Annotated in this window: 17 protein-coding genes and 2 tRNA genes; 17 read left to right on the top strand and 2 right to left on the bottom strand. The window is 67.4% G+C overall.

Annotated features, from left to right (window positions below; translation table 11 throughout):
• The first annotated feature begins 142 nt into the window (after positions 1 to 142).
• Positions 143 to 370: a helix-turn-helix domain-containing protein gene (locus G3580_RS06580; RefSeq protein ID WP_173764505.1), complete on the top strand. Its 228-nt coding sequence runs from the start codon at positions 143 to 145 to the stop codon at positions 368 to 370.
• Positions 371 to 537: 167 nt separating this feature from the next.
• On the opposite strand, the gene G3580_RS06575 is transcribed toward G3580_RS06580, so the two are convergent.
• Both G3580_RS06575 and G3580_RS06570 read right to left on the bottom strand, forming a co-directional pair.
• Positions 538 to 613: transfer RNA gene (locus G3580_RS06575), tRNA-Met, on the bottom strand.
• Positions 614 to 693: 80 nt separating this feature from the next.
• A tRNA-Thr gene (locus tag G3580_RS06570) sits at positions 694 to 769 on the bottom strand.
• A 135-nt stretch (positions 770 to 904) separates the two neighbouring features.
• On the opposite strand from G3580_RS06570, the gene G3580_RS06565 reads away from it, so the two are divergent.
• From G3580_RS06565 to G3580_RS20020, 16 genes are all read left to right on the top strand, one after another.
• Positions 905 to 2,404 (top strand): hybrid sensor histidine kinase/response regulator, encoded by a 1,500-nt coding sequence (locus G3580_RS06565; RefSeq protein WP_228720790.1) that lies wholly within the window; start codon positions 905 to 907, stop codon positions 2,402 to 2,404.
• Positions 2,401 to 3,042 (top strand): response regulator, encoded by a 642-nt coding sequence (locus G3580_RS06560; protein ID WP_173764503.1) that lies wholly within the window; start codon positions 2,401 to 2,403, stop codon positions 3,040 to 3,042. The genes G3580_RS06565 and G3580_RS06560 overlap by 4 nt, the downstream gene beginning before the upstream one ends.
• A 160-nt stretch (positions 3,043 to 3,202) precedes the next feature.
• Entirely contained in the window at positions 3,203 to 4,921 is a 1,719-nt protein-coding gene (locus G3580_RS06555) for a GGDEF domain-containing protein (protein ID WP_173764502.1), read from the top strand.
• Positions 4,922 to 5,110: 189 nt separating this feature from the next.
• Complete coding sequence (locus G3580_RS06550; protein WP_173764501.1) at positions 5,111 to 5,761, top strand: HAD family hydrolase; 651 nt, start codon at positions 5,111 to 5,113, stop codon at positions 5,759 to 5,761.
• Positions 5,762 to 5,849: 88 nt separating this feature from the next.
• Positions 5,850 to 6,620, top strand: a complete 771-nt coding sequence (gene rfbF, locus G3580_RS06545; RefSeq protein ID WP_173764500.1) for a glucose-1-phosphate cytidylyltransferase — start codon at positions 5,850 to 5,852, stop codon at positions 6,618 to 6,620.
• Entirely contained in the window at positions 6,620 to 7,678 is a 1,059-nt protein-coding gene (gene rfbG / locus G3580_RS06540; protein ID WP_173764499.1) for a CDP-glucose 4,6-dehydratase, read from the top strand. Before rfbF ends, rfbG begins: the two co-directional genes overlap by 1 nt.
• On the top strand, positions 7,675 to 9,060 hold the full coding sequence (gene rfbH / locus G3580_RS06535) for a lipopolysaccharide biosynthesis protein RfbH (protein ID WP_173764498.1): 1,386 nt from the start codon (positions 7,675 to 7,677) through the stop codon (positions 9,058 to 9,060). The genes rfbG and rfbH overlap by 4 nt, the downstream gene beginning before the upstream one ends.
• On the top strand, positions 9,057 to 9,629 hold the full coding sequence (locus tag G3580_RS06530) for a dTDP-4-dehydrorhamnose 3,5-epimerase family protein (RefSeq protein WP_173764497.1): 573 nt from the start codon (positions 9,057 to 9,059) through the stop codon (positions 9,627 to 9,629). Before rfbH ends, G3580_RS06530 begins: the two co-directional genes overlap by 4 nt.
• The gene (locus G3580_RS06525) at positions 9,626 to 10,501 is read left to right on the top strand and encodes an NAD-dependent epimerase/dehydratase family protein (RefSeq protein WP_173764496.1); all 876 of its coding nucleotides are present in this window, start codon (positions 9,626 to 9,628) and stop codon (positions 10,499 to 10,501) included. The genes G3580_RS06530 and G3580_RS06525 overlap by 4 nt, the downstream gene beginning before the upstream one ends.
• Positions 10,498 to 11,652 (top strand): FkbM family methyltransferase, encoded by a 1,155-nt coding sequence (locus G3580_RS06520; protein ID WP_173764495.1) that lies wholly within the window; start codon positions 10,498 to 10,500, stop codon positions 11,650 to 11,652. Before G3580_RS06525 ends, G3580_RS06520 begins: the two co-directional genes overlap by 4 nt.
• A 15-nt stretch (positions 11,653 to 11,667) precedes the next feature.
• Positions 11,668 to 12,726: a radical SAM/SPASM domain-containing protein gene (locus G3580_RS06515; protein WP_173764494.1), complete on the top strand. Its 1,059-nt coding sequence runs from the start codon at positions 11,668 to 11,670 to the stop codon at positions 12,724 to 12,726.
• Positions 12,727 to 12,739: 13 nt separating this feature from the next.
• The gene (locus tag G3580_RS06510; protein ID WP_173764493.1) at positions 12,740 to 14,428 is read left to right on the top strand and encodes a B12-binding domain-containing radical SAM protein; all 1,689 of its coding nucleotides are present in this window, start codon (positions 12,740 to 12,742) and stop codon (positions 14,426 to 14,428) included.
• A gap of 19 nt (positions 14,429 to 14,447) precedes the next feature.
• The gene (locus tag G3580_RS06505) at positions 14,448 to 15,476 is read left to right on the top strand and encodes a radical SAM/SPASM domain-containing protein (RefSeq protein WP_173764492.1); all 1,029 of its coding nucleotides are present in this window, start codon (positions 14,448 to 14,450) and stop codon (positions 15,474 to 15,476) included.
• A 17-nt stretch (positions 15,477 to 15,493) separates the two neighbouring features.
• The gene (locus tag G3580_RS06500; protein ID WP_173764491.1) at positions 15,494 to 16,789 is read left to right on the top strand and encodes a glycosyltransferase family 4 protein; all 1,296 of its coding nucleotides are present in this window, start codon (positions 15,494 to 15,496) and stop codon (positions 16,787 to 16,789) included.
• A gap of 181 nt (positions 16,790 to 16,970) precedes the next feature.
• Complete coding sequence (locus G3580_RS06495; protein ID WP_173764490.1) at positions 16,971 to 21,359, top strand: glycosyltransferase; 4,389 nt, start codon at positions 16,971 to 16,973, stop codon at positions 21,357 to 21,359.
• The gene (locus tag G3580_RS20020; RefSeq protein WP_323848008.1) at positions 21,332 to 23,620 is read left to right on the top strand and encodes a glycosyltransferase; all 2,289 of its coding nucleotides are present in this window, start codon (positions 21,332 to 21,334) and stop codon (positions 23,618 to 23,620) included. Before G3580_RS06495 ends, G3580_RS20020 begins: the two co-directional genes overlap by 28 nt.
• Positions 23,621 to 23,799 lie beyond the last annotated feature (179 nt).

Raw genomic sequence — 23,799 nt, 5'->3', positions numbered from 1 at the left:
CGATCTCCTTGACTAGATTTAATCATCAGCAGATCACTTCGATCCGACAACGGACTTAACGATCTACTAAAGACCAACCTATCAAAGTAAAATGCCTTTTCAAGCATCAAAATGCCCTACAAGAGATCTTTTTGAGGTAACGATGATCAAGTGCCATCTTTCGAGACTTTTGGGGGAACGTCGATTGAAAATCAGCGATGTCGCCCGCGACACGGGCATCAATCGGGGAACGGTGACCCGCCTCTATCACGAGACAGCTGAGCGCGTTGAATTCGGCGTACTGGACAGCCTCTGCCGATACCTCGATTGCTCTTTGGCAGAACTGCTCGAACGTGTTCCGGAGGACCGGTCCGCTACCGGAAAACCATGATCTGTGCCCGGAGGCACGACGCGCACGTATCACCCGAAGGTCAAATTCCACGGGATAGGCGTAAGCACCAGTTTGTCGTTGGGCACAAGATGGGCACAAGGACATGTGCAGCCCGAAAAGCAAAAAACCCAACCACCGTTAAGTGATTGGGTTTTCAGCGAAATTCGTGGTTGCGGGGGTAGGACTTGAACCTACGACCTTCGGGTTATGAGCCCGACGAGCTGCCAACTGCTCCACCCCGCGTCCGAGAGGCAAAACTATAGGCCACCAAAAAAGTACTGTCAAGGCATCGCCGTCACTTTTTTCCCTTTGACGACGTTTGGTGGTGCCGGTTGTCTGACTCGAACAGACGACCTACCGCTTACAAGGCGGTTGCTCTACCAACTGAGCTAAACCGGCAGGCTGGCGATTATATCCGGATCAATCACCGGCCGCACGTGTGGGTTTGGTGCTGACCGACAGGCGCGGCATAATCCATGCATGCAGGCTCATGCTACGCTCAATCCGGCCCGGTCGATGGCCATGGACGCTCCGATGCCACGTCGATTACGCCTTCTGATCATCGAGGACAACGAGGACGACGCCCTGTTGCTCGCCCATCGTTTCCGTCACGCCGGCTATGAACTCGAGGTGCTGCGGGTCGACACCCCGGCGGGGACGGAAACGGCGCTGCGCAAGCAGCCGTGGGATCTGATCATCAGCGATCACGACCTGCCCGGATTCAGCGCGATCGGCGCGCTGGGCATCCTCCAGAACCTGGATCTCGACATCCCCTTCATCATCGTCTCCGGCGTCATCCGAGAGGAGACCGCGATCGCCGCCATGCGTGCCGGCGCGCATGACTACCTCAGCAAGAGCCGGCTCGAGCGCCTGGTGCCTGCGGTGGAGCGCGAATTGCGCGAGGTGGAGAACCGGCGCGAGCGCCGACGTGCCCTCGACGCCCAGCACCAGACCGAGGCCCGGCTTCAGGCGGCGGCGGCCAACACGCCGGGGGTGATCTTCCAGATGCAGCGCCGCCCGGGGCAACCGCTCGAATTCCTGTTCGCCAGCGAGGCGACGGAGATGTTGCTGGGCATGACCCCGAAACAGCTGTGCGGAGACAGCAGCCGCTTCGAGGCCGAGCTGCTGCCCGAGGACAAATCGAGCCTGATGACCGAGCTGGACCAGTCGGCCCGGGAAAGCGACAAGCTCAACTGGGAAGGCCGCATCCATACCGCGGCGGGCGACACCAAGTGGATCAACATCCGCGGCTCCGCGCGGACCGAGGCGGACGGCACCCAGGTGTGGGAAGGCGTGATGTGGAACATCACCCAATCCAAGCGCACCGAGGCGGAGCTGCGCGCCTCCCAGCTTCACCTCAAGGCCTTGTCGAATCACCTGCAAAATGCCAAGGAAGAGGAGCGCGAGCGCATCGCCCGCGATGTTCACGACGTGCTCGGTGGCCACCTCGTCGGCCTCAAGTTCTCGATCTCGCTGATCGCCTCGAAGCCCGACCTGCCGGCCGCGCAGCTCAAGGAGCGTATCGGCCAGATCGAAGCGCTGATCGACGAGGCCATCGACACCGTCGGGCGTATCACCCGCGAACTGCGCCCCGGCATCCTCAAGGATTTCGGCCTCGCCGCGGCCATCGAAAGCCATGCCGAGGACTTTGCCCAGCACACCGGTCTCACCTGCCGCATTCTGTGCGCCGACGACGATGTCGAGCTGCCCGAGGACGAATCCATCGCCCTGTTCCGCATCTTCCAGGAAGCGCTGACCAACGTGAGCAAGCACGCCTGCGCCGAGCTGGTTGAAGTGCGCCTGATGCATACCGGCGACGGGGTGATGCTCGAGGTGGCCGACGATGGCATCGGCGTCTCCGAAGCCGATCTGGGCAAACCGCGCTCCTTCGGCCTGCGCGGCGTCCGCGAGCGTGTGGCCAGCCTGGGCGGCACCGTTACGCTGCAGGCACGCCAACCCAAGGGCACCGTGCTGCAGGTGCTGCTGCCCGCTTCCGACATGCCTGTCGCTCCGGATCAGGAGTCCGTCTCATGAACAAGCGCATCCGCGTGATGATCGCCGACGACCACGCCATCGTCCGCCAGGGCCTGCGGCAGATCCTCTCCGACACCGAGGACATGGAGGTCGCCGCCGAAGCCTGCAACGGCGTCGAGGCACTGCAGCTGAGCCGGGCGGGCGACTGCGACGTCATCCTCATGGACGTGTCCATGCCGGATCGCAACGGCATCGACGCACTCAAGCTCATCAAGAAAGAGCAGCCGCGCCTGCCGGTCCTGATCCTGAGCATGTACCCGGAAGAGCAATACGCCATTCGCGCGCTCAAGGCGGGCGCGGCCGGCTACCTGACCAAGCAGAGCGCGCCCGATCAGCTCGTCACCGCCATCCGCCAGGTGGCCAGCGGCAAGAAATACGTCAGCGCGTCCCTGGCCATGGAACTGGCCGAGGCCATCAGCGAAGACACCGACCGCCCCCTGCACGAACGCCTGTCGGATCGCGAGTACCAGACCCTGTGCATGATCGCCTCGGGCAGGACCCTGACCCAGATCGCCGAGGAACTGAACCTGAGCGTCAAGACCGTCAGTGTCTACCGGGCGCGACTGCTGGAAAAGATGCGCCTGCGCAACAACGCCGAACTGACCCACTACGGACTCAAGCATGGCCTGGTCGAGTGAGCGCCGGCACAGCACGCTCAATCCTCCGCCATCGGGCGGAAATCAGCTAAAGTCGGGCATCTGCGCGACGTAAAAGGGCAACGCCCCCGGACACCCCCAGGTCATGTCGGAATTCAGTACCCCATCGGAAATCGCACGTGAAACGCTCCGGCGACTGGCCATGGAGCGCGTTCCGCCGACACCGGACAACTACCGCCAGCTTTATCACAAGATCTCCGGCACCACGGACGACGACTGCTTTCCGGCCCAGGCGTTCAAACGCATCCTCAGTCAGCTGCCTGCCGGCACCCCGACCCAGCTGCGTTTCCTGCGCCAGTTCGAAAAAGCCGTGGGGCAACGCAGCTGGCCGCCGGTGGCGCGCGCGCTGATCGAGCTGGCCAGCGCCTCTCAGGGGCAGTCGCTCGCCTGGGGCCCGCTGCTCCAACAGATCATCGAGCAGTTCGAACGTCGCCACACCAACCTCACCCCCGCGCGCAAACGCGATGCGCTGGAACATGTGCTGGGTTCGGCGAGCACCGACCCGGCCTTGCTCCATTCCCGCCTGACCGGCCTGGTGAAGAGCTGGACCGCCGGGGCGACCTCCGACGACGCCCCCCTGAGCCTGCCTCCGGACGCCCCTGCCGCCGCGGCACACGCCCCGTCGGCGCCCGCGGCGGGCGGCGCCCCGGCACCGATCGCCACGCTCGTCCCCGAACTCGGCGCCGACCTGAACGATCTGATGTGTCGCGGCGTCGGCGCCTTCCTCTCCGAAAATGCCGGCCTTGCCGAAGCGGTGAGTGCGCTGGGCGCACGCCTGGCTGCCGCGCCGCCGCGCACCGAGCTGCCCGACCTGCAGGCCAGCGTCGGTGAACTGGCGCTGCGACTCGAGTGGGCCGGCGAAGACCAGAACAGCATCCGCCAGTCGCTGCTGGCCCTGCTGCAACTGGTGATCCAGAACATCAGCCAGCTGGTCATGGACGACCAGTGGCTCAGCGGCCAGCTGGCCGTGCTCCACGAGGCCTTTTCCCAGCCGCTGGACATCCGCAACCTCGACGAGGTCGAGCGCCGCCTGCGCGACGTCATCGACCAGCAGGGACGCATCAAGAAGGAGCTGTCCGACGCCCAGCTGCGTCTCAAGCAGATGCTGGCCGGCTTCATCGACCGCCTCGCCGACATGAGCGACTCGGCCGGCGCCTTCCACGACACCCTGGAGAACTGCGCCGGCGAGATCGAGCGTGCGGAAGACATCAACCAGCTCTCCGACGTGGTCGAGCATCTGCTGCGGGAGACCCGCACCGCCCAGGAAAACGCGCGGCGCTCCAGCGAGGACCTGAGCTCCCTGCGCCAGCAGGTGGATCTGGCCAACGCCGAGATCGCCAAGCTCCAGCACGAACTGCATCACACCAGCGAGATGGTGCGCCACGACCCGCTGACCGGCACCCTCAACCGCAAGGGGCTCGACGAAGCCCTCAAGCGCGAGCTGTCCCGCGCGCAGCGCCGTTCGAGCAGCCTGTGCCTGGGCCTGCTCGACGTGGACAACTTCAAGCGCATCAACGACACCCATGGCCACCACGCCGGCGACGCGGCGCTCCTGCACCTCACCGAAGTGATCAAGGAAAATCTGCGCCCGCAGGACAGCCTCGGCCGCTATGGCGGCGAGGAATTCCTCATCGTGTTCCCCGATACCGACGTGGAACACGCGGTCACCGCCATGCAACGCCTGCAGCGCGCGCTGACCACCCGCTACTTCCTCACCGGCGGCCAGAAGCTGCTGATCACCTTCAGCGCCGGCGTCGCCCGCATCGAGCCCGACGAAGCCCCCGAGGCGGCCATCGACCGCGCCGACCAGGCCATGTACCGCGCCAAGCGGGCCGGCAAGAATCGGGTGATGATGGCCTGAGGGGGGGTTACGACCCCCACGCTCGCTTCGCTCGCTGCCCCCCGAGGGGGCTGCGCCCGCCCTTGGGGCGGCCCGGCGGGCGGGCGGCGCGGATGGCGCCGATGCGTGTGGTGCTCGTTGTTGTCTTGGGGCGGCGACGCGGGCCGGCTGGGCAAGCGCGCCGGCCGCGGGCGTGCGACAATCGCCGCCATGCCCCGCTTCGACACCCTGATCTTCGATCTCGACGGCACGCTGATCGATTCGGCGCCCGCCATTCTCGCCAGTTTCCGGCAGGCCTTCGACGCCACCGGCATCGTGCCGGTGCGCCCGATCACGGCCGACATCATCGGCCCGCCGCTCAACGAAACCCTGGGCCTGCTCAGCGGCCGCGACGACGACGCCACCCTCGGCCTTCTGACCGACGCGTTCAAGCAGGCCTACGACGGCGGCGGCCTGCGCGAGACCACCGCCTACGCGGGCGTCACCGCCATGCTCGAAGCGTTGCACGGCCGCGGTGTGCGGCTCCACATCGCCACCAACAAGCGTCTCCATCCCACCCGCTGCATTCTCGAGCTGCTCGGATGGAGCCACCTGTTCGACACCGTGTACGCCCTCGACATGGTCGAACCCCGGCTCCCGACCAAGGCGGCGATGATCGCGCGCCAGCTCGACGAACAGCACATCGACCCGCACCGCGCCGCCTACGTGGGCGACCGCCGCGAAGACGGTGACGCCGCGCAAGCCAACCGCCTGCCCTTCTTCGCGGCCACCTGGGGGTACGGGGCGCTCACCCCCGACGCCCTCGAGCCGGGCTGGCAGCACCTGCCGACCCCGGACGCGGAGCGCCTGCTCAGCGCCTGAATTGGGGCGGTTTATTGCCGCTGTTTCGTCCGTAACCGTTGACGAAATGGCCTACCATGCGGCCAATGAGCTTTAAGGCGTTTACCGCATGAAGGCAGTCATCCTGGCCGGCGGCCTCGGCAGTCGCCTGTCCGAAGAAACCCACTTGAAACCGAAACCCATGGTGGAGATCGGCGGGCGCCCCATTCTGTGGCACCTGATGAAGATCTTCACCTGCCACGGCATCACCGAGTTCATCATCTGCCTCGGCTACAAGGGCTACGTGATCAAGGAGTACTTCGCCAACTACTTCCTCCACACCTCCGACGTCACCTTCGACATGCGCAACAACCGCATGGAGGTGCACGAACAGCATGCCGAGCCCTGGCGCGTCACCCTCGTCGACACCGGCGAACACACGATGACCGGTGGACGGCTGGCGCGCGTGAAACGCTTCGTCGCCGACGAGGAGGCCTTCTGCTTCACCTACGGCGATGGCCTCAGCGACATCGACCTGACCGCGCTGATCGATTTTCATCGCCGCAGCGGCAAGCCGGCCACGGTGACCGCCGTCACCCCCAAGGGGCGCTTCGGTGCCCTCGAACTGACGGGCGACACCGTCACCCAGTTCGTGGAAAAGCCGCTCGAGCAGGCCAACACGATCAACGGCGGCTTCTTCGTCCTGTCGCCGCAGGTCATCGACACCATCGCCGGCGACCGCACCGCGTGGGAAGCCGAGCCGCTGACGCAACTGGCCCGCAACGGCCAGCTCGGCGCGTTTCGCCATCACGGCTTCTGGCAACCCATGGACACCCTGCGCGAGAAGCTGCTGCTCGAGCATCTGTGGGACAGCGGCCAGGCGCCCTGGAAGTGCTGGTGATGTCTTCGGTCTACACCGACCGGCGCGTCCTCGTCACCGGTCACACCGGCTTCAAGGGCAGCTGGTTGAGCGCCTGGCTGGCGCAGTTCGACGCCCGGGTCAGCGGTCTCGCGCTCGCCCCCGCCACGACCCCGGCGCTGTACACCGAGGCCGCGCTCGATAGCCGTATCGACAGCCACCTGGCCGACATCCGCGAGCCGGCGGCGGTCGACGCCGTGTTCGCCGCCACCCGCCCCGAGATCGTGTTCCATCTGGCCGCCCAGTCGCTGGTGCGCGCCGGTTACGCCGACCCGATCGGCACCTATGCCACCAACGTCATGGGCACCGCCCATGTGCTCGACGCCGCCCGGCACCACGGGGTGAAGGCCGTCGTCGTGGTCACCAGCGACAAGTGCTACGCTCCGCCGCCGCCCACCGACGGCTACCGCGAAAGCGATGCGCTCGGCGGCCACGATCCGTACAGCAGCTCCAAGGCCTGTGCGGAGCTGCTCACCGCCAGCTGGCGCGACAGCTTTTCGGGCACTGGCGACGGCCCGCTCATCGCCAGCGCCCGCGCCGGCAATGTCATCGGCGGCGGCGACTGGGCCGCGGACCGGCTGGTGCCCGACCTGATCCGCGCTGCCCTGGCCGGCACCACCACCCCCATCCGCAACCCGCAGGCGATCCGCCCCTGGCAGCATGTGCTCGAACCGCTCGCCGGCTACCTGCGCCTCGGCGCCCGCCTGCTCGCCGGCGACGCCGCCGCTGCCCGGGCCTGGAACTTCGGCCCCGAGGCGACGGACATGCAGCCGGTCGCGGTGATCGCCGAGCGGCTGTGCGCGCGCCTCGACGGCCACTGGCAGCCGGACGCGAACGCACACCCCCATGAAGCCGCGGTGCTGCGCCTGGACAGCACCGACGCCCGCACCCGGCTGGGCTGGGCGCCGCGCTGGCCGCTCGACACCGCGCTCGATGCGGTGGCCGACTGGCACCGGCGCCATGCCGCCGGCGAGGCGGCCCTCGAGCTCATGACCGAACAACTGGCCGCCTATGGCCCGCCCCTGGAATCCGCCCCATGAGCCGTGACGCCGTCCATGGCGCCCTCAGCGCCCTGTTTGCCGAGACCCGCACCCCGCCCTTCGTGCCCGGCCAGACGCCGATCCCGCCGTCCGGCAAGGTCATCGGCGAGGCCGAAACCCGCGCCATGGTCGACGCGGCGCTGGACGGCTGGCTCACCACCGGCCGTTTCAACGAACAGTTCGAGGCCACCCTGGCCGCCTTCGTCGGCGTGGACCGGGCGCTGACCGTCAACTCCGGCTCCTCGGCCAACCTGGTGGCGGTCTCCAGCCTGTTCTCGCCGCTGCTCGGGCCGGCCGCGCTGACCCCGGGCGACGAGGTCATCACCGTCGCCGCCGGTTTCCCCACCACGGTCAACCCGGTGCTGCAGAACGGCGCGGTGCCGGTGTTCGTGGACATCCTGCCCGGCACCTACAACATCGATCCCGACTTGCTCCTGCCGGCGCTCGGCCCGCGGACCCGCGCGGTGGTCCTTGCCCACACCCTGGGCAACCCCTTCGATCTGGCCGCCGTCACCGCCTTCTGCGCCCGCCACAACCTGTGGCTGATCGAGGACTGCTGCGACGCCCTCGGTGCCCGCTACACCCTGCCGGCCGACGCGCCGGTGTGGCTGCCGCGCGCGCCCAGCAGTGACGATCCGTCCCTGTGGCGCGCCGGCACCGACGCCGATCGCGAGCGCCACGTGGGCCGCTTCGGTCATCTGGCCACCCTGTCCTTCTATCCCGCCCATCACATCACCATGGGCGAAGGCGGCGCCGTGCTGCTCGACGATCCGCTGCTCGCACGCATCGCCGAGTCCATCCGCGACTGGGGCCGCGACTGCTGGTGCGCGCCGGGCTGCGACAACACCTGCGGCAAGCGTTTCGGCTGGCAATTGGGCGATCTGCCCGCCGGCTACGACCACAAGTACACCTACGCGCACCTGGGCTACAACCTCAAGATCACCGACATGCAGGCCGCCTGCGGCCTGGCCCAGCTCGGCCGCCTGGACGGTTTCGTCGCCGCCCGCCGCGCCCACTTCGACCACCTGAGCCAGCGCCTGGCCGACTGCGCCGAGCTGCTCGAACTACCCCGGGCCACACCCCATGCGACCCCGAGCTGGTTCGGTTTCCCGCTCACCCTGCGCCCGGGCGCCGGTGTCAACCGGGTCGATCTGCTCCAATGGCTCGACCAGCACAAAATCGGCACCCGGCTGCTGTTCGCCGGCAACCTCACCCGCCAGCCCTACTTCGCCGGCCGCCACTACCGCGTCGCCTCCGAACTGAGCGAGACCGACACGGTCATGAACCACACCTTCTGGATCGGCCTGTGGCCGGGCCTGAGCGAGGCCATGCTCGACTACGCCGCCGAGCAGATCTGCCTGTTCCTCGGGGTCGGCCTGTGAGCGAAGCCCTCGGCTTCGAGACCCACCCGACGGCCCTGCCCGGCTGCGTCGAGCTGCGCCTGCCGCGCAGCAAGGATGCCCGTGGCGGCTTCATCAAGCTCTTCCACCAGGGCGCCTTCGCCGAGCTCGGGCTGGAGACGACGCTGACCGAGGCGTTCTGCACCACCTCGCGCCGCGACGTGATCCGCGGCCTGCACTTCCAGCGCCCGCCCCATGCCCATGCCAAGCTGGTCGTCTGCCTCGACGGCGCAGTGCAGGACGTGGCGCTCGATCTGCGCCGCAACGCGCCCACGTACGGCGGTCACGCCGTCGTCGAGCTGTCGGCCGAGGCCGGCAACGCGCTCTACCTGCCGGCCGGCCTCGCCCATGGCTTCTGCGTGCGCAGCGACGCGGCCACCGTGCTCTACCTGACCGGCACCGTCCACGCCCCCGAGAGCGATGCGGGCATCGCCTGGGATTCGGCCGGCATCGCCTGGGCCACCGAGGCGCCGATCCTCTCCGAGCGCGACCGCCACCATCCGGTACTGGCCGACTTCGATTCGCCCTTCCGCTTCCCGGAGGGCACATGAAGATCCTCGTCACCGGCGCCACCGGCTTCATCGGGCGTCACCTCGTCGCCCATCTGGCGCGGGCCGGTCACGACGTCGCCGGCCTGATGCGCACCACCTCGACGATCCCTGAGGCCATTGCCCATCTGCCGATGCATGCCGTCGATGCCACGCCCGACGCGCTGCACGCCATCCTCATGCGCGAACGCCCGGATGGCGTCGTTCATCTGGCCGCGCACTATGTGGCCACCCACACGCCGGCCGACCTGGATGCCCTCGTGGCCGCCAACATCGGTTTCACCGCGCATCTACTGGAGGCCATGGCCGACGCCGGATGCGATGCCCTCGTCTTTGCCGCCAGCGCCTGGCAGTACGGCGAGGCGCCAGCCAACCTCTACGCAGCCACCAAGAACGCCGCCCTCGCCCTGGCCGACTACTACCGCAGCGCCCATGGACTGCGCGTGCTCGAGCTGGCCCTCTACGACAGCTACGGACCGGACGATCCGCGCGGGAAACTGATAAGCATTCTCAAGGATGCCATGGGTTCTGCCGTTGACGTGCCCATGTCTGGCGGCGAGCAACGCGTTCATCTCGTCCATGTGGACGATCTGTGCCAGGGCTTTACGCTCGCCTGCGAACAGATCACGGATTTCACGGCGGGCGAACGGCGCATCCATCGCCTGCCCTCGACACAAGCCATCTCCGTGAGAGAGGTCGTCGAAGCCTTGAACGCCGCTGGCAACGGCCGACACTGCCGGGTCGCGTGGGGCGCCAGGCCCTATCGGCCGCGTGAAGTCTTCTCGCCCTGGGAGGGCGCACCGGTCCTGCCCGGCTGGACGCCGACGGTTCCCTTGGCCGAAGGGCTTCGGCGCCTATTGGACAGTAAGGAATGAATACGACCCATGCTGCACTGACGATCCCCGAGGGGCTGTTTGCCGCGCCAGCGCCCCGCGCCACCTGGATCAAACCACTCCGGTCCACCGTCATGCTCTATGGCGCGGGCGGCCTCGGGAAACTCGCGTCCGAATTGCTGGACAGCGCCGGCATGGCTCCGGCGCTGTTCGTCGATCTGCATCCCGGCTGCGAAGCCATCGACGGCGTGCCCGTGGTCACCCCGGAGGCCGTACCGGAGACGCTCAAGACCCGCGCCACCGTGCTGGTCAGCGTCGTCACCAGCCCCTACGATCCGATCAAGGCCTTCCTCCAGTCGAAGGGCTTCGACGACGTACGTCCCTTCTACGACGCCGCGGAGCTGCTGGTCGATCAATTGCACATCACCAATGGCTGGCTGGCCGGTCCGCTGAACGACACGGACAAGGCCAACATCGTCAATATCTTCCACGGCCTGGCGGACGATGCCTCACGCGCCGCCTACCTGCAGATGCTCTACTGGCGCGTGCACCGTCAGGAACGCCCCTTCCCGGGCAACACGGTCAGCATGGCCGACAAGTGGTTCCCCGCCGAGATCCGCGCCGCGCTGCGCGACGACGAAGCTTTCGTCGACGGGGGCGCCTACAACGGCGAAGTCATCGAGCAATTCCGCCAGTTGGTAGGCGACCGGTTCGCCAGCATCCATGCCTTCGAGCCCGATCCGTCGAACTTCGCGCAGTTGCAGGCCTACGTCGGCGCACTCGACCAAGGCGTCCGACAGCGCATTTCAATCCACCCGGCCGGATTGGGCGCGACGAATGCCGACGCGAAGTTCATGGCGGGACGCAACATGGCCTCTTTCGTCACCGACAAGGGGGACGAGCGCATTTCCGTCCTCACCCTGGACAGCCTCGACATCCCGGCCACCTTCGTGAAGCTGCACGTCGAAGGCGCCGAGCTTGACGCCATTCGCGGCGGCATCCGCTTCCTTCAGTCACGACGGCCGATGGTTGCGCTCACCATCTATCACAACGAAGACGGCGTGTGGCGTACGCCCCTGGCGCTCATGGACGCGCTGCCCGACTACGTCTTTCTGATGCGCACCCACGCCTGGTGCGGCATCTCTACCATCCTCTACGCCGTGCCGCCGGAACGCTACGTTCCGGTCCGATAGCGACAAAGGATCGACATGAACACGATCGCCGAACCGAACTTCCGCAACCCCGCGCTCGCCAACGAGCGCCTCGACAGCATTGCCGACGCCCTCGCGCACGGAAAACAGATCGCCATGGTGATCGAAGCCTCGTCCCATTGCGACCTGGCCTGCGATTTCTGCGCGGCGCACAGCCCCAAGGTGCCGGACAAGATCTTCGGCATCGTGGGCCCGGTCACCAAGCAGAAGAAGCACATGAGCGCCGAGGTGTTCGCGGGCGTCATCCGCCTGATGAAGGATCAGCCGCCGCTCAAGATGATGTTCTTCCACGGCAACGGCGAGCCCCTGCTCAATCCCAAGCTGGCGGAGCTCGCCGCACAGGTCAAGACGACCGGCGTGGCGAAGGCGATGACGGTGGTCACCAACGGCACCTTGCTCAACGCGCAGCGCTTCGTGGCGCTGGCCGAGGCGGGGATCGACATCTTCCGCGTGTCGCTCGATTTCATGACACCCGAGGTGTACAAGGCGGTCAAGGGCGTCGATCGCGCTGCGCGCGTGGTGGGCAATCTCGAGGAATGCATCGCCGCCATCCGCGAACGCGGACTGAACGTCACGGTGAGCATCGAGTGCAAGGAATGGCAGGACGATGCAACCCGGGACGAAGCCGCGCTGATCGTGGAGCACTTCACCCCGCTGATCGCCGACCTGCCCAACGTGAGCGTTCGCAAGACGCGGGAACACAACTGGATCGAGCAAGCCAACAAGGAGGCCGCCGACGGCGCACCCTATCGCCGTCGCCTGCCCTGCGAGCAACCCTTCTACATGATGATGGTGCACAGCGACGGCGACATTTCCATGTGCTGCGTCGATTCGAAGAAGGAACTGCTCATCGGCAATGCCAACACCTCCGAATCACTGCAGGCGATCGTGCAGTCGCCCACGCTGCGGGCATGGCGCAAGGCCCATCTGCAGGCGGATTTCTCGCAGCTCCCCGCGTGCAGCCAGTGCGACCTGGCCTCCAGCGTCGATCAGCCGCTCTACGAGCATCGGGAGTATCTCATCCGCCTGATCGACGCCTCCCAGCCGTCGCAATGAGGGAGACGAAAAAATGACGACCCGGATTTCCCCCCTCACCTTCCACAGCCGCCGGCCCGACGCCGCTGCCGCCGACGCGGCGACCACGGCACGCGTGCTGTTCATCGTGCCGCCCTACCAGGTCAAGCCCTCGTCGGTGAGCAGCAAGAAAGGGGTACGGAGCTTCCTGGCCTTCCCCTACGGCGTGCTCACCCTGGCCACCTACATCCAGCGCAATGCCAAGGCGCTGGAAGACCAGTTCATTCTCGACCTGAACATTCCCGACACGCGGGACATGAACACGCGCATCGCCGAGGCGCTCGACACGCATCGCCCGACCATCGTCGCCATCTCCCTGATGTTCGACGTCTCCTACCGCCATGTCGCCGCCATCAGCGCGCAGATCAAGGACCGCGACCCCGGGACGCTGATTGTCATGGGGGGCGCGGTGGTCACCGCCTCCTATGGCGAAATCCTCGCGCAGCAGCCCCATGTGGACGCGCTGTGCTACTCCGAGGGGGAGCAGGCCCTGTGCCGGCTGGTGGACGCCGCCGACAGGACCGCCGCGCTGGCGGACAATCCCTGGGTCACCCGCCAGTCGCTCGCCAGCGGCATCGTGCCGAGCGCGGACTACATCGAGGATCTCGACATCGCGGTGGACATCGACTACGAACTGGTCGACGTCAAGGCCTACAGCATGAAGGAGGCCTTCTCGCCCTTCGCCTCCTATCGTAACGAACGCAACGTCAAGCAGTTCTTCATCGTCACCTCCCGCGGCTGCCCGTTCAAATGCGTGTTCTGCGCCGAGCCGTCCTACCACGGCCGCGCCATGCGCTATGCCAGCGTGGACGCGGTCATCGCGCACGTGGAGGACCTGGTCCGCACCTACGGCCTCAACGTGCTGACCATCTACGACGACCAGTTGCTGCTCGACACGGCGCGTGCCAAGGAACTGTTCCGGCGTCTGGCCGCGTTCGACATCCGGGTCGAAATGCCCAACGGGGTCACCGCAGTGTTCATCGACGCCGAACTGGCCGGCCTGATGAAGGCCGCCGGCGTGGACACCATCTTCCTCGCCCTCGAATCGGGCTCCGAGCATGTGCTCAAGAACATCATCAAGAAGCCCATCCGCCTCGACCGCCTCAAGCCGATCATCGACAACCTGCACCGGAACGACATCTTCGTCCAGGCCTTCTTCATCAACGGCTTCCCCGGAGAAACCGACGCGGACCGGCAGCAGACCTACGAGTTCATCCGCAGCCACAACATCGACTGGAGCCTGTTCAACTACGCCACGCCGCTACGTGGCACCGAGCTCTATCGCCAGTGCGTGGAGAACGGCTGGATCGACGACCGGCACCGCGGCATCGGCGACGTGGACATGACCGATTACATCATTCGCGCGCCGGGGATCGATCCGGTCCGCATCGAGCAGCACAACTACCTGATGAACCTCGACGTGAACTTCGTGCACAACACTCGGATGCGGATCGGCGACTACGCCACCGCCATCCGCTGTTTCGAAGAGGTCATCGACCGGCATCCCACCCATGCCTTCGCCCACTACTATCTCGCCGACGCCATGCAACGCGCCGGCGGCGATGAGGCGGCGATCCGCCACCATTACGATGCCTACCTCAGCGCCCTGCAAGCCGATCCGATCTGGGTCGAGCATGCACGGCATTTCGGGCTGCCGGTCCAAGCGACCGCCCTGTCGGCCTGAACATCGAAGGACGCGCCCCATGAAAGCCCAGATCAAACCCCGCATCAACCTCGAGAACCGCACCCCGCTGCAGGAGGTGATCCCGCTGGCGACACCCTTCGTGCTGTTCGTCGACCCGGTCAACACCTGCAACTTCCAGTGCACCTTCTGCCCCACCGGCGACCGGGATCTGATCAAGTCCACCGGGCGCTGGCAGGGCCGCATCGACTTCGACGTCTACAAGAAGGTCATCGACGACCTCGGCGAGTTCGACCAGCCGCTCAAGGTACTGCGCCTGTACAAGGAAGGCGAGCCACTGCTGCACACCCGCTTCGCCGACATGGTCGCCTACGCCAAGCGCAGCGGCCATGTGCAGTACATCGACACCACCACCAACGGCTACCTGCTCACGCCCGAGAAGGTCGGCCCCATCCTGGATGCCGGCATCGACCGCATCAACATCTCGGTGGACGGCATGTCGAGCGCCCAATTCTGGGAATTCACCAAGACCAAGGTGGACTTCGACAAGTTCGTGGACAACATCCGCAAGCTCTACGCGCGCAAGGGCGATTGCGAAATCTGCATCAAGATCCCCGGCGACATCCTCTCCGAACACGATCGCAAACGCTTCTTCGAGACCTTCGGCGACATCGCCGACCGGGTGTTCATCGAAAACTTCGCCCCCTGCTGGCCCACCTTCGACATCGAGGAGCGCACCGGCATCGAGATTACCGAGGGCATCTACGGCAACACCATCGCCGAGGTTTCGGTGTGCCCCTACATCTTCTACTCGATGGCGGTGAACACCGACGGCTCGGTGAGCCTGTGCTTCCTCGACTGGGCGCGCAAGCTCGACGTGGGCAACGTGCGCACCGAGTCGGTCCGCGACATCTGGCTCGGCGAGGCCATGAACGCCCATCGCATCGCCCACCTGGAAGGCCGCCGCAAGGAGAACCCCACCTGCCGGGAGTGCGGCCAGTTGAGCCACTGCCTGCCGGACAACATCGACGCCTTCGCCGGCGAACTGCTCGAACGCCTGGCGCCGGTGCCGTTGAGCCGCCGGGCCTGACGCTGCCTGCCCGGTCCATGCGCGTCCTGCACATCACGGCACATCTGGGCGGCGGCGTCGGCCGCATCCTGTCGCGCCTGTGCGAGGCCGCCCATCGCGACCAAGACGGCATCACCCACACCATTGCCTGTCTCGAGCCGCCGCAAAAGGCAGCGAGCGTGGAGTACGCCCGCCGTTTCGGCGCGCACGTCGTGTGCGCGCCCGATGCCGACACGCTCGACACCCTGGTGCGCGAGGCCGACATCGTGCAACTGGAATGGTGGCATCACCCGGTCACCGCACGCTGGATGGGCGAAGCCGCCACCCGGCCGATGCGGCTGATTGTCTGGAGCCACGTGTCCGGCCTGAACGCGCCGACCCTGCCGGCCGCCTTTCTCGCACTGCCGCACCGCTTCCTGTTCACCTCGACATGCTCGCTGGCCGTGCCCCAACTCGCACAACTGGCGCCGGAGGCGCGGGAACGAATCGACGTGGTGTTCAGCGCCGCGGGCTTCGACGACCTTCCCCCGCCGCCCGCGCGAGGTGACGATACCCCGCTGAGCATCGCCTACGTCGGCACGCTCAACCCCGCCAAGCGACACCCCGATCTGCTCGATTTCATCGCTGCGGTTCGCGAACCGGGCTTCCGCCTCGATCTCTACGGCGATCCGGTCAACGGCCCGGCACTGCAGGCCGCCGCTGCGGCACGGGGCCTGTCCGAACGGATCGCGATCCGGGGCTACCACCACGACGTGATCTCGCTGCTGGCGCACACCGACCTGTTCGCCTACCCGCTCAATCCCAAGCACTACGGCACGGCTGAAAACGCGCTGCTCGAAGCCATGGCGATGGGCGTGGTGCCCGTGGTGCTCGACAACCCCGCCGAGCGCGCGCTGGTCGACCCTGGCCGCACCGGCTGGATCGTGCGCGACGCCGAGGAATTCGGCGAGGCCATCTCGCAACTGTGCCGTGATGGCGCGCTGCGCCGATGCCTCGGCGCCGAGGCCGCACGCACGGTGCGCACCCGCTTCTCGCTGTCGGCCATGGCCACGGCACTGCGCCACCACTACCTCGCGGTGATGGACGAAGCGAAACGTCCCATGGACTTTCGCGCCGTCTTCGGGCCGGCGCCCGCCGACTGGTTCCGCGCCTGCCAGGGCGAAGAGACCTGGCGCTTCGCCGATGCGACACCGGATCACGTCCCGGCCGTCGACGAGGCGCCCCCGCCGCACCTGCTCGAACGCACCAAGGGCTCCGTCTTCCATTACCGGGACACCTTTCCCGATGATGCACGGCTGGCCGGCTGGGCCGAAGCCCTTGAGGCCTGCGCATGATGGCGCATGCCAACGCCGGGGCTCGGGAGGCACATGGGTCTGCTCCCCGGCACGACTGCACTCCCCTCGTCCGATGGCAGGCTCGCCTGCCGGTACCGACGATCCACAACAACCGCGACGCGCTCAGGGACTCACCGGCCTGGCGCTCGCGCACGGCAACCCGCGAACAGGACACACGCGAATGACCGGCAAACACAACGCTTCGAACGCCCGGGTCGGCATCATCGTGCCGGCCTACAACTACGGCCACTATCTGGACGAATGCCTGGGCTCCCTCGCGGCCCAGACCTGGGGCGACTTCACCGCACTGGTGATCGACAACGCCTCCACCGACGATACGGAGGACGTGGCCCGGGCCTGGGTGGCGCGCGATGCGCGCTTCCGCTACGTGCGCAACGACACCAATCTCGGCCTCACGCGCAGCATGCTCAAGGCCTATGCGCTGCTCGACAACGAATTGATGATGCTGCTGTCTGCCGACGACCTGCTCGCGCCGCGTTTTCTCGAAGCGACCGTCGGCGCCCTGGACGCGCATCCCGAATGCCCGATGGCCTACACGGCCTGGGAAACGATGCTCGACAACCCCGGCGACCCGGCGCACGGTCAGCGCGGCCAGGCCTTCATTCCCCACCAGCGCAGCGGCGTGTACGACGATTCGGCGGTCCTGCTCTCGCACAACTGGATCACCATCTCCATCGGCATCTGGCGTCGCCAGGCCTGTGAAGTGGTGGGCGGCTTCGATCCTCAGGGACTGCGCCACCTGGGCGACTGGTTCCTGTGGATGCGCCTGCTGTCCGAGGGGCCTGCGTACTACGTCCATGAGCCGTTGGGCGCCTACCGGATTCACAGCGCCGCCGAATCGCGCCGTCTCATCAGCTCGAACCAGTCCGGTGACGATCATGTGCGTTTCTACGATCTGATCTATGCCAACGAGCGCTGGCCCATGACCATCCGCTGTCTGGCCAAGGCGCACCAGATGCGCTGGATGACCGGCGAGCCGATGATGAGCATCGTCGACAAGCTCGGCGGGCCACGTGCCCACCCGATCATCCGGCTGATGATGGAAAGCGTGCGTCATGACGTGATCGTCGGCGCCGCGCGGGCCGTGCTCGAATACACCCCCGAACCAAACACGCTCGACACGTCGGCGAACGCCATCGCGGCGCTCGCGCAGGTGCTGGCCGAAGCGCCGGGTCATGCCGCTGCCCGCGCCCTGCTGGCCGAACACGGGGGCGCGGGGGCGCCGAACGCACCGATCGCTCTGACCGACGCGGCCGCCCGGCGTGCCAAAGCGTGGATCACCGCCGATCTGGCGCGCCACACCCCGGCCGCAGCCATCACCGTCCTTATCGACGCCCGCCACGAGGGCCCGCTGCGCAGAACCCTGCGCAGCCTCGACCACCAATGGCATCCGGCCGCCCGGATCGTGCTCGTGGACGCCCCCGAACAGCCGGCCGAGGCGGGGTATCACTGTCTGAGCAGCAAGGACCTGGACGACTGGATCGCCGCCCGGCACGCGGAGCCCGGCTGGCTGCTCGGCCTCGCCGCTGGCGACGAACTGGCTGACGACGCCCTGTATCACTGCGCTCGCGCCATCGATACGCATCCGCAGGCACGCCTCGTCTATACCGATCATGACGAGATCGGTCGGGACGATTGCCACCGCAACCCCAACCACAAACCGGACGCCAACCCCGAACTGCTGCGCAGCACGCCCTACATCGGCCGTGCCCTGGTGGCGCACACCGCGCACCTGGTCGACGCCACGGCGCCGCTCGATCTGGTGAGCAGCCACCGGATCGCACTCGAAACCCTCGATACGGCAGGCGCCGAGGCCTTGGTCCACGTGCCGGCCCTGCTGATGCATCTGGATGCGCGCACCGCGATCACGCTGCCGGGCAGCCCCGAGCAGTCCGAGGCGCTCAACGCCATGGTGCACGCCCACGCCGGGCGCCTCCATCCAGGCACCACGGTCATCGACGGCCCCGGCATCGGCCAGTTCGCCTGGCTGCCGCCGCTCGACGCCACACCGCTGGTGAGCATCATCGTTCCCACCAAGGACCAGCTCGACCTGCTCCGGCGCTGTCTCGACACCCTGATGCACCAGACCAAGTACCCCGCGTTCGAGGTCATCGTGGTGGACAACGACAGCCAGACCGACGAGGCACGCGCCTATCTGGCCAACCTGGAAGCCGGTGTCGATCCGCGCATCCGCGTGCTGCGCCATCCCGGCGTGTTCAACTTCTCGGCCATGAACAACCGCGCTGCCAGCATCGCCAATGGCGCGTACCTGCTGCTGCTCAACAACGACACCGAGGTCATCGACCCCTACTGGCTCAACACCATGATGCGCCATGCCACCCGCGACGCCGTCGGCGCGGTCGGCCCGCTGCTGGTGTTGCCCGATGGCCGCATCCAGCACGCCGGGGTGATCCTCGGCCTGCGCGGACCGGCCAACCATCCGTTCATCGGCGACGATCCCGAAGCGCCCGGCTACCTCGGGCGTGTCCACCTGCAGCAGAACTTTTCCGCGGTCGGCGGCGCCTGCCTGCTCACCCGCAAGTCGCTCTACCTCAGGCTGGGCGGGCTCGACGAGACGGATTTCTCGGTCAGCTACAACGACATCGACTACTGCCTGCGCCTGCGCGAGGCCGGCTACGAGGTCACCTGGACACCGCTGGCGCGCCTGATCCACCTGGGCAGCGCAAGCCAGCTGATCGACATCGAGGACATGTCGCTGTCGCAGAAGATCACCCGCTTCCAAGGCGAACAACTGAACATGGTGTGCAAGTGGGCCAGCCTGATCGCCCACGATCCGGCTTACAACCCGAACCTGACCGTGCGCGGCGTCGGCTTCGAACCGGAGTCCGAACCGCTGCTGCGCTTCGACCCCCTCGCCCATCTGGGCCAGGCCCGTGTGCTTGCGCTGATCGCGGCCGCGCCGGGCACCTGCCGGCACCGGATCCTCGAACCGCTGTGCGCCCTGAAGGCCGCCGGCACCATCACCGGTGGCCTGCTGCCGGCCCCGGTGGACCCGCACCTGGTCCTGCACACCGGTGCGGATCGCCTGATCCTGCAACTGCCGGACACGCTCAACGAACTGGACGGCCTGCGCAACCTGACCGCCCTGCCCGACCTCCACACCCTGCTCGACGGCGACGATCTGCTGCGTCCGCTGCCCTACCTGGACAACACCCAGCCCGATTTCCTCGCCGACCCTGGCGAACAGACCGCCCTGTTCATTCGCAGCTGCGACACGATCCTGGCCTCCAACCCGCGCCTCGCGGCGGCCTTCGCCCCGCTGCACGACGATGTGCGCGTGGTGCCCGAGCGCCTGCATCCCGCGCTGTGGTCGGCGCCACCCGAACCGCTCCGCGCGGGTGAGGTGGCCGGGCCGGTGCGCGCGGCATGGTGGTCATCCAGCGCCACCGACGCCGCCCTGATCGACGCCCTGCAGACGCACTTCGGCGACCGGGTCCGGTTCATCTGCCTCGGTGCCTGCCCGCCGGCGCTCGCCGAGCGGAGCAGCGTGCTGACGCCGCCGGCCGCCGCCGGACTGCCCGCCTGGCTGGCCGAGCAGCACTGGGATGTCGGCCTGTTGCCGCTGGTCGACGGTGCGGTGGCCGCGCTGGGCAGCGACATTGATCTGCAGCGCCTCGGATGGGTCGGGTGTCCGGTGTTGTGCAGTGACGTGCCCGCCTTCTGCGGCGATCTGCCCGTCACCCGTTTGCCGCAGGACGCCGAGGCCTGGATCGCTGCGCTCGGCGCCCTGATCGACGCGCCCGAGCGACGCGCCATGGAGGGCGCCGCCCTCCAGCAGGCGGTGTTGCGCACCATGGGTTCCCTGACGAATGCGCCGGACGCCTGGCGCGACAGCGTCGTCGGCGCACCGTCGTCCGGCGCACTGGCGGTCGAACTCGAGGACTGCGAAGCCCTGCTGGCCGAACTGCTTTTGCCGCTGAGTCCAGCCACGCCGCGCCCCCGGGCCGCCGCCAACGCGCCGGCGCACCCCCGACGGCGGCACCATCCACAACGAGCACCGACGATGAGGACGCTGCCGCGCGCGAGCGCGCGCGAGCGCAGGTCACCGCCCTCGGCACACCAGACGCCGCGTCGTCGCTGCTCGACAACGACTACGCTACCTTCCTCGATCAACGCGCCCCCATTGCCGAGGACATGCAGTTCATCGAGGCCAGCGCCGCGCGCTGGGCCCACGCGCCGACCATTCAGGTGCTCGTCGAAGCGCGCGCGAGCGAATTCGAACTGCTCTCGACCACCCTCGACAGCCTCGGCGCACAGCCCTACGGCCTGTGGTCCCTGTCGATCGTCTCGAACAGCCCCTGCCCGGATCCGAGTCTCGCCGAGTTGCCCAACATCGACTGGGTGCATGACGCGACGGCGACGGCGGGTGCCAAGCCTCACTTCGACACCCTGGTGGCCGACCGCGGCGCCGACATCGTCGTCTGCGTCCCGCCGGGCACCGCCTTCGATCCCCTGTGCCTGTGGCGCGTGGCGCACGAATTCGCCGGCCACCCGGACTGGATGGCCCTGTACACCGACGACGACGTGATGCGCATGGACGGCAACCGGGTGGAGCCGCGCTTCAAGCCCGACTTCAACCTCGATCTGCTGCGTGGCACCGACTACATCGGCCCGCTGTGGACCCGGACCGAGGCCTGGCAGCGCGCCGGTGGCTTCAGTGCACAGGCCGGCACCCGCTTCTACGACCTCACTTTGCGCGTGCTCGACACCGTGGGCGCCGCCGCCATCGGCCACATCGCCGACCCGCTCCTCAGCCTGCCGGTTTCGCCGACCCTGCTGATCGCCGACAAGGAGGCTGCGGAGGCGGTCTCCACCCACCTGACGCGATGCGGCCAGGCGCACCGGATCCGCCCGGGCAACCTGCACGGCAGCTGGCATGTGACCTACGAGCACGACGCCCGGCCGGCGGTGGATATCGTCGTGCCCTACCGCAACTGGCTCGAATTCACCGAGCCGCTGGTCGACAGCCTGTTCCGCCTGACCGAGTGGCCGCAGTTCCGCCTGATCCTGGTGGACGCGGGCAGCGACGATGCGGACTGCGCGGCCTGGCGCGACCGCCTGATCGACACCCATGGCGAGCAGATCCGCTACGTACGCAGCGACGCGGCGTGGAACTGGTCCGAGCTGTTCAACCTCGGCGCCGCCCACAGCGACGCGCCCTACCTGCTGTTCCTGCACCACGACACCCAGATCCTGAGCGGCCACTGGCTCGAGCGCCTGATGGCGCACGCGATGCGCCCCGAGGTGGCGGCGGTGGCGCCGCGCCAGGCCATCCCCGGCGACAACTCGCTGGACATGACCGGCACGGTCTTCGGCCTCGCGCCGGGGCTGGCCTCGCCCGAGGCCGCCGGCACGGCGATGGACTACCCCGGCTACCTCGGGCGCCTGCAGCTGACGCAGAACTTCAGCCTGCTGGCCAGCGCCTGCCTGCTGGTGCCGCGCACCCGCTTCGATGCCGTCGGCGGCTTCGATCCGCAGTTCGGCCGGCGCGATGCGGTGGCCGACCTCACCGCCCGCCTCGCCCGGGACGGCCTGCTGGTGTGGACGCCCACGGTCACCGTGGCCCACTACGAGACCGATCTGCCGCCGATCGAGGCGGCCGACGAGCTGGACTGCGTGGAGATGACCGCGCACACACAGACCGCGCTGATCCGCGAACGCGTCGGCTTCGTCCGCCGCTATCAGGACGGACTCTCGCGCGACCCGGCCTGGAACCTGAACCTGCGCCTCAAGGCAGACGACATCCAGCCGGAGACCACCTTCGTGCCGCCGTGGCATGCCGTGCCCGCCGACGTTCCCCGCGTGGTGGCCGACGTGGTGCGCGGGGCGGGCGAGTATCGTGCCGCAGCGCCGTTGCGCGCGGCCCGGCGCGCCGGCAAGGCCATGGGCGCGATCATCCAGCCACCGGCCCTCAACGCCCGGCGCATGCTCAACGCCATCGAACTGGCACGGCTCGACGGCGTGACCAGCTTCCTCATCCACAATCCGGCACTCAAGGAGCAGATCCCGGTGCTGCAGCAGATGCACACCCATCTGCCCAACCTGCCCGTCATCGGGCTGATGGACGACCTGTCCACCGCGGTGCCGCATCAAAGCGACCTGTTCGACCAGTGGAGCCGCGAGACCCGCACCTACATGCGCCGCTGCCTGGCGCTGTGCGACCGCCTGGTGGTGTCCACCGAACCGCTGGCCGAATTCGCCCGCCACATGATCGACGACATCCGCATCGTGCCCAACCGCCTCGAATGGGCGCGCTGGGGTCATGTCCAGTCGCGTCGCCGCGCCGGCCGGCGCCCGCGCGTGGGTTGGGCCGGCGCCTTCCAGCACGCGGGCGACCTGGCGCTGGTGGAAGAGGCGATCCGCCTCACCAGCCAGGAGGTGGACTGGATCTTCTTCGGCATGTGTCCGGCCTCGCTCGCGCCCTACGTGCGCGAACACCACACCTGGGTGGACTTCGACCACTACCCGGAGGGGCTCGCCAGCCTGAACCTGGATCTGGCCATCGCGCCGCTGGAGGAAAACATCTTCAACGACGCCAAGAGCAACCTGCGCCTGCTCGACTACGGCATCCTCGGCTGGCCCGTGGTGTGTTCCGACGTGACCCCGTACCGGGGCGCCCCGGTCACCCGGGTGGCCAACACCACCGAGGCCTGGGTGAAGGCCATCCGTGAACATGTGCACGATCTGGATGCCGCCGAACAGGCCGGCGACCGTCTGCGCGAATGGGTGCTCGCCGACTACATACTCGAAGAGCATGTGGACGAATGGCTTGCCCACCACCTGCCGTAAACCGGCAGAAATCCGGCATATCGGTGCCCGATGAGCACATGACCCTTCAGGGCGCAGTGCCCCTCGACCTTCATGGGCGAGGGGCTGCTTTTCTTTGTGGCAAAGGGGTTTACGGGCGCCACCGAAGAAAAAAATGCCTTCAGTTTTTCTCCCCCTCGCCGTAGAGAGCACCAAGGGGA

Source organism: Nitrogeniibacter mangrovi (assembly GCF_010983895.1).
GTDB lineage: Bacteria > Pseudomonadota > Gammaproteobacteria > Burkholderiales > Rhodocyclaceae > Nitrogeniibacter > Nitrogeniibacter mangrovi.
This window is presented reverse-complemented; position numbering and strand designations above follow the sequence as displayed.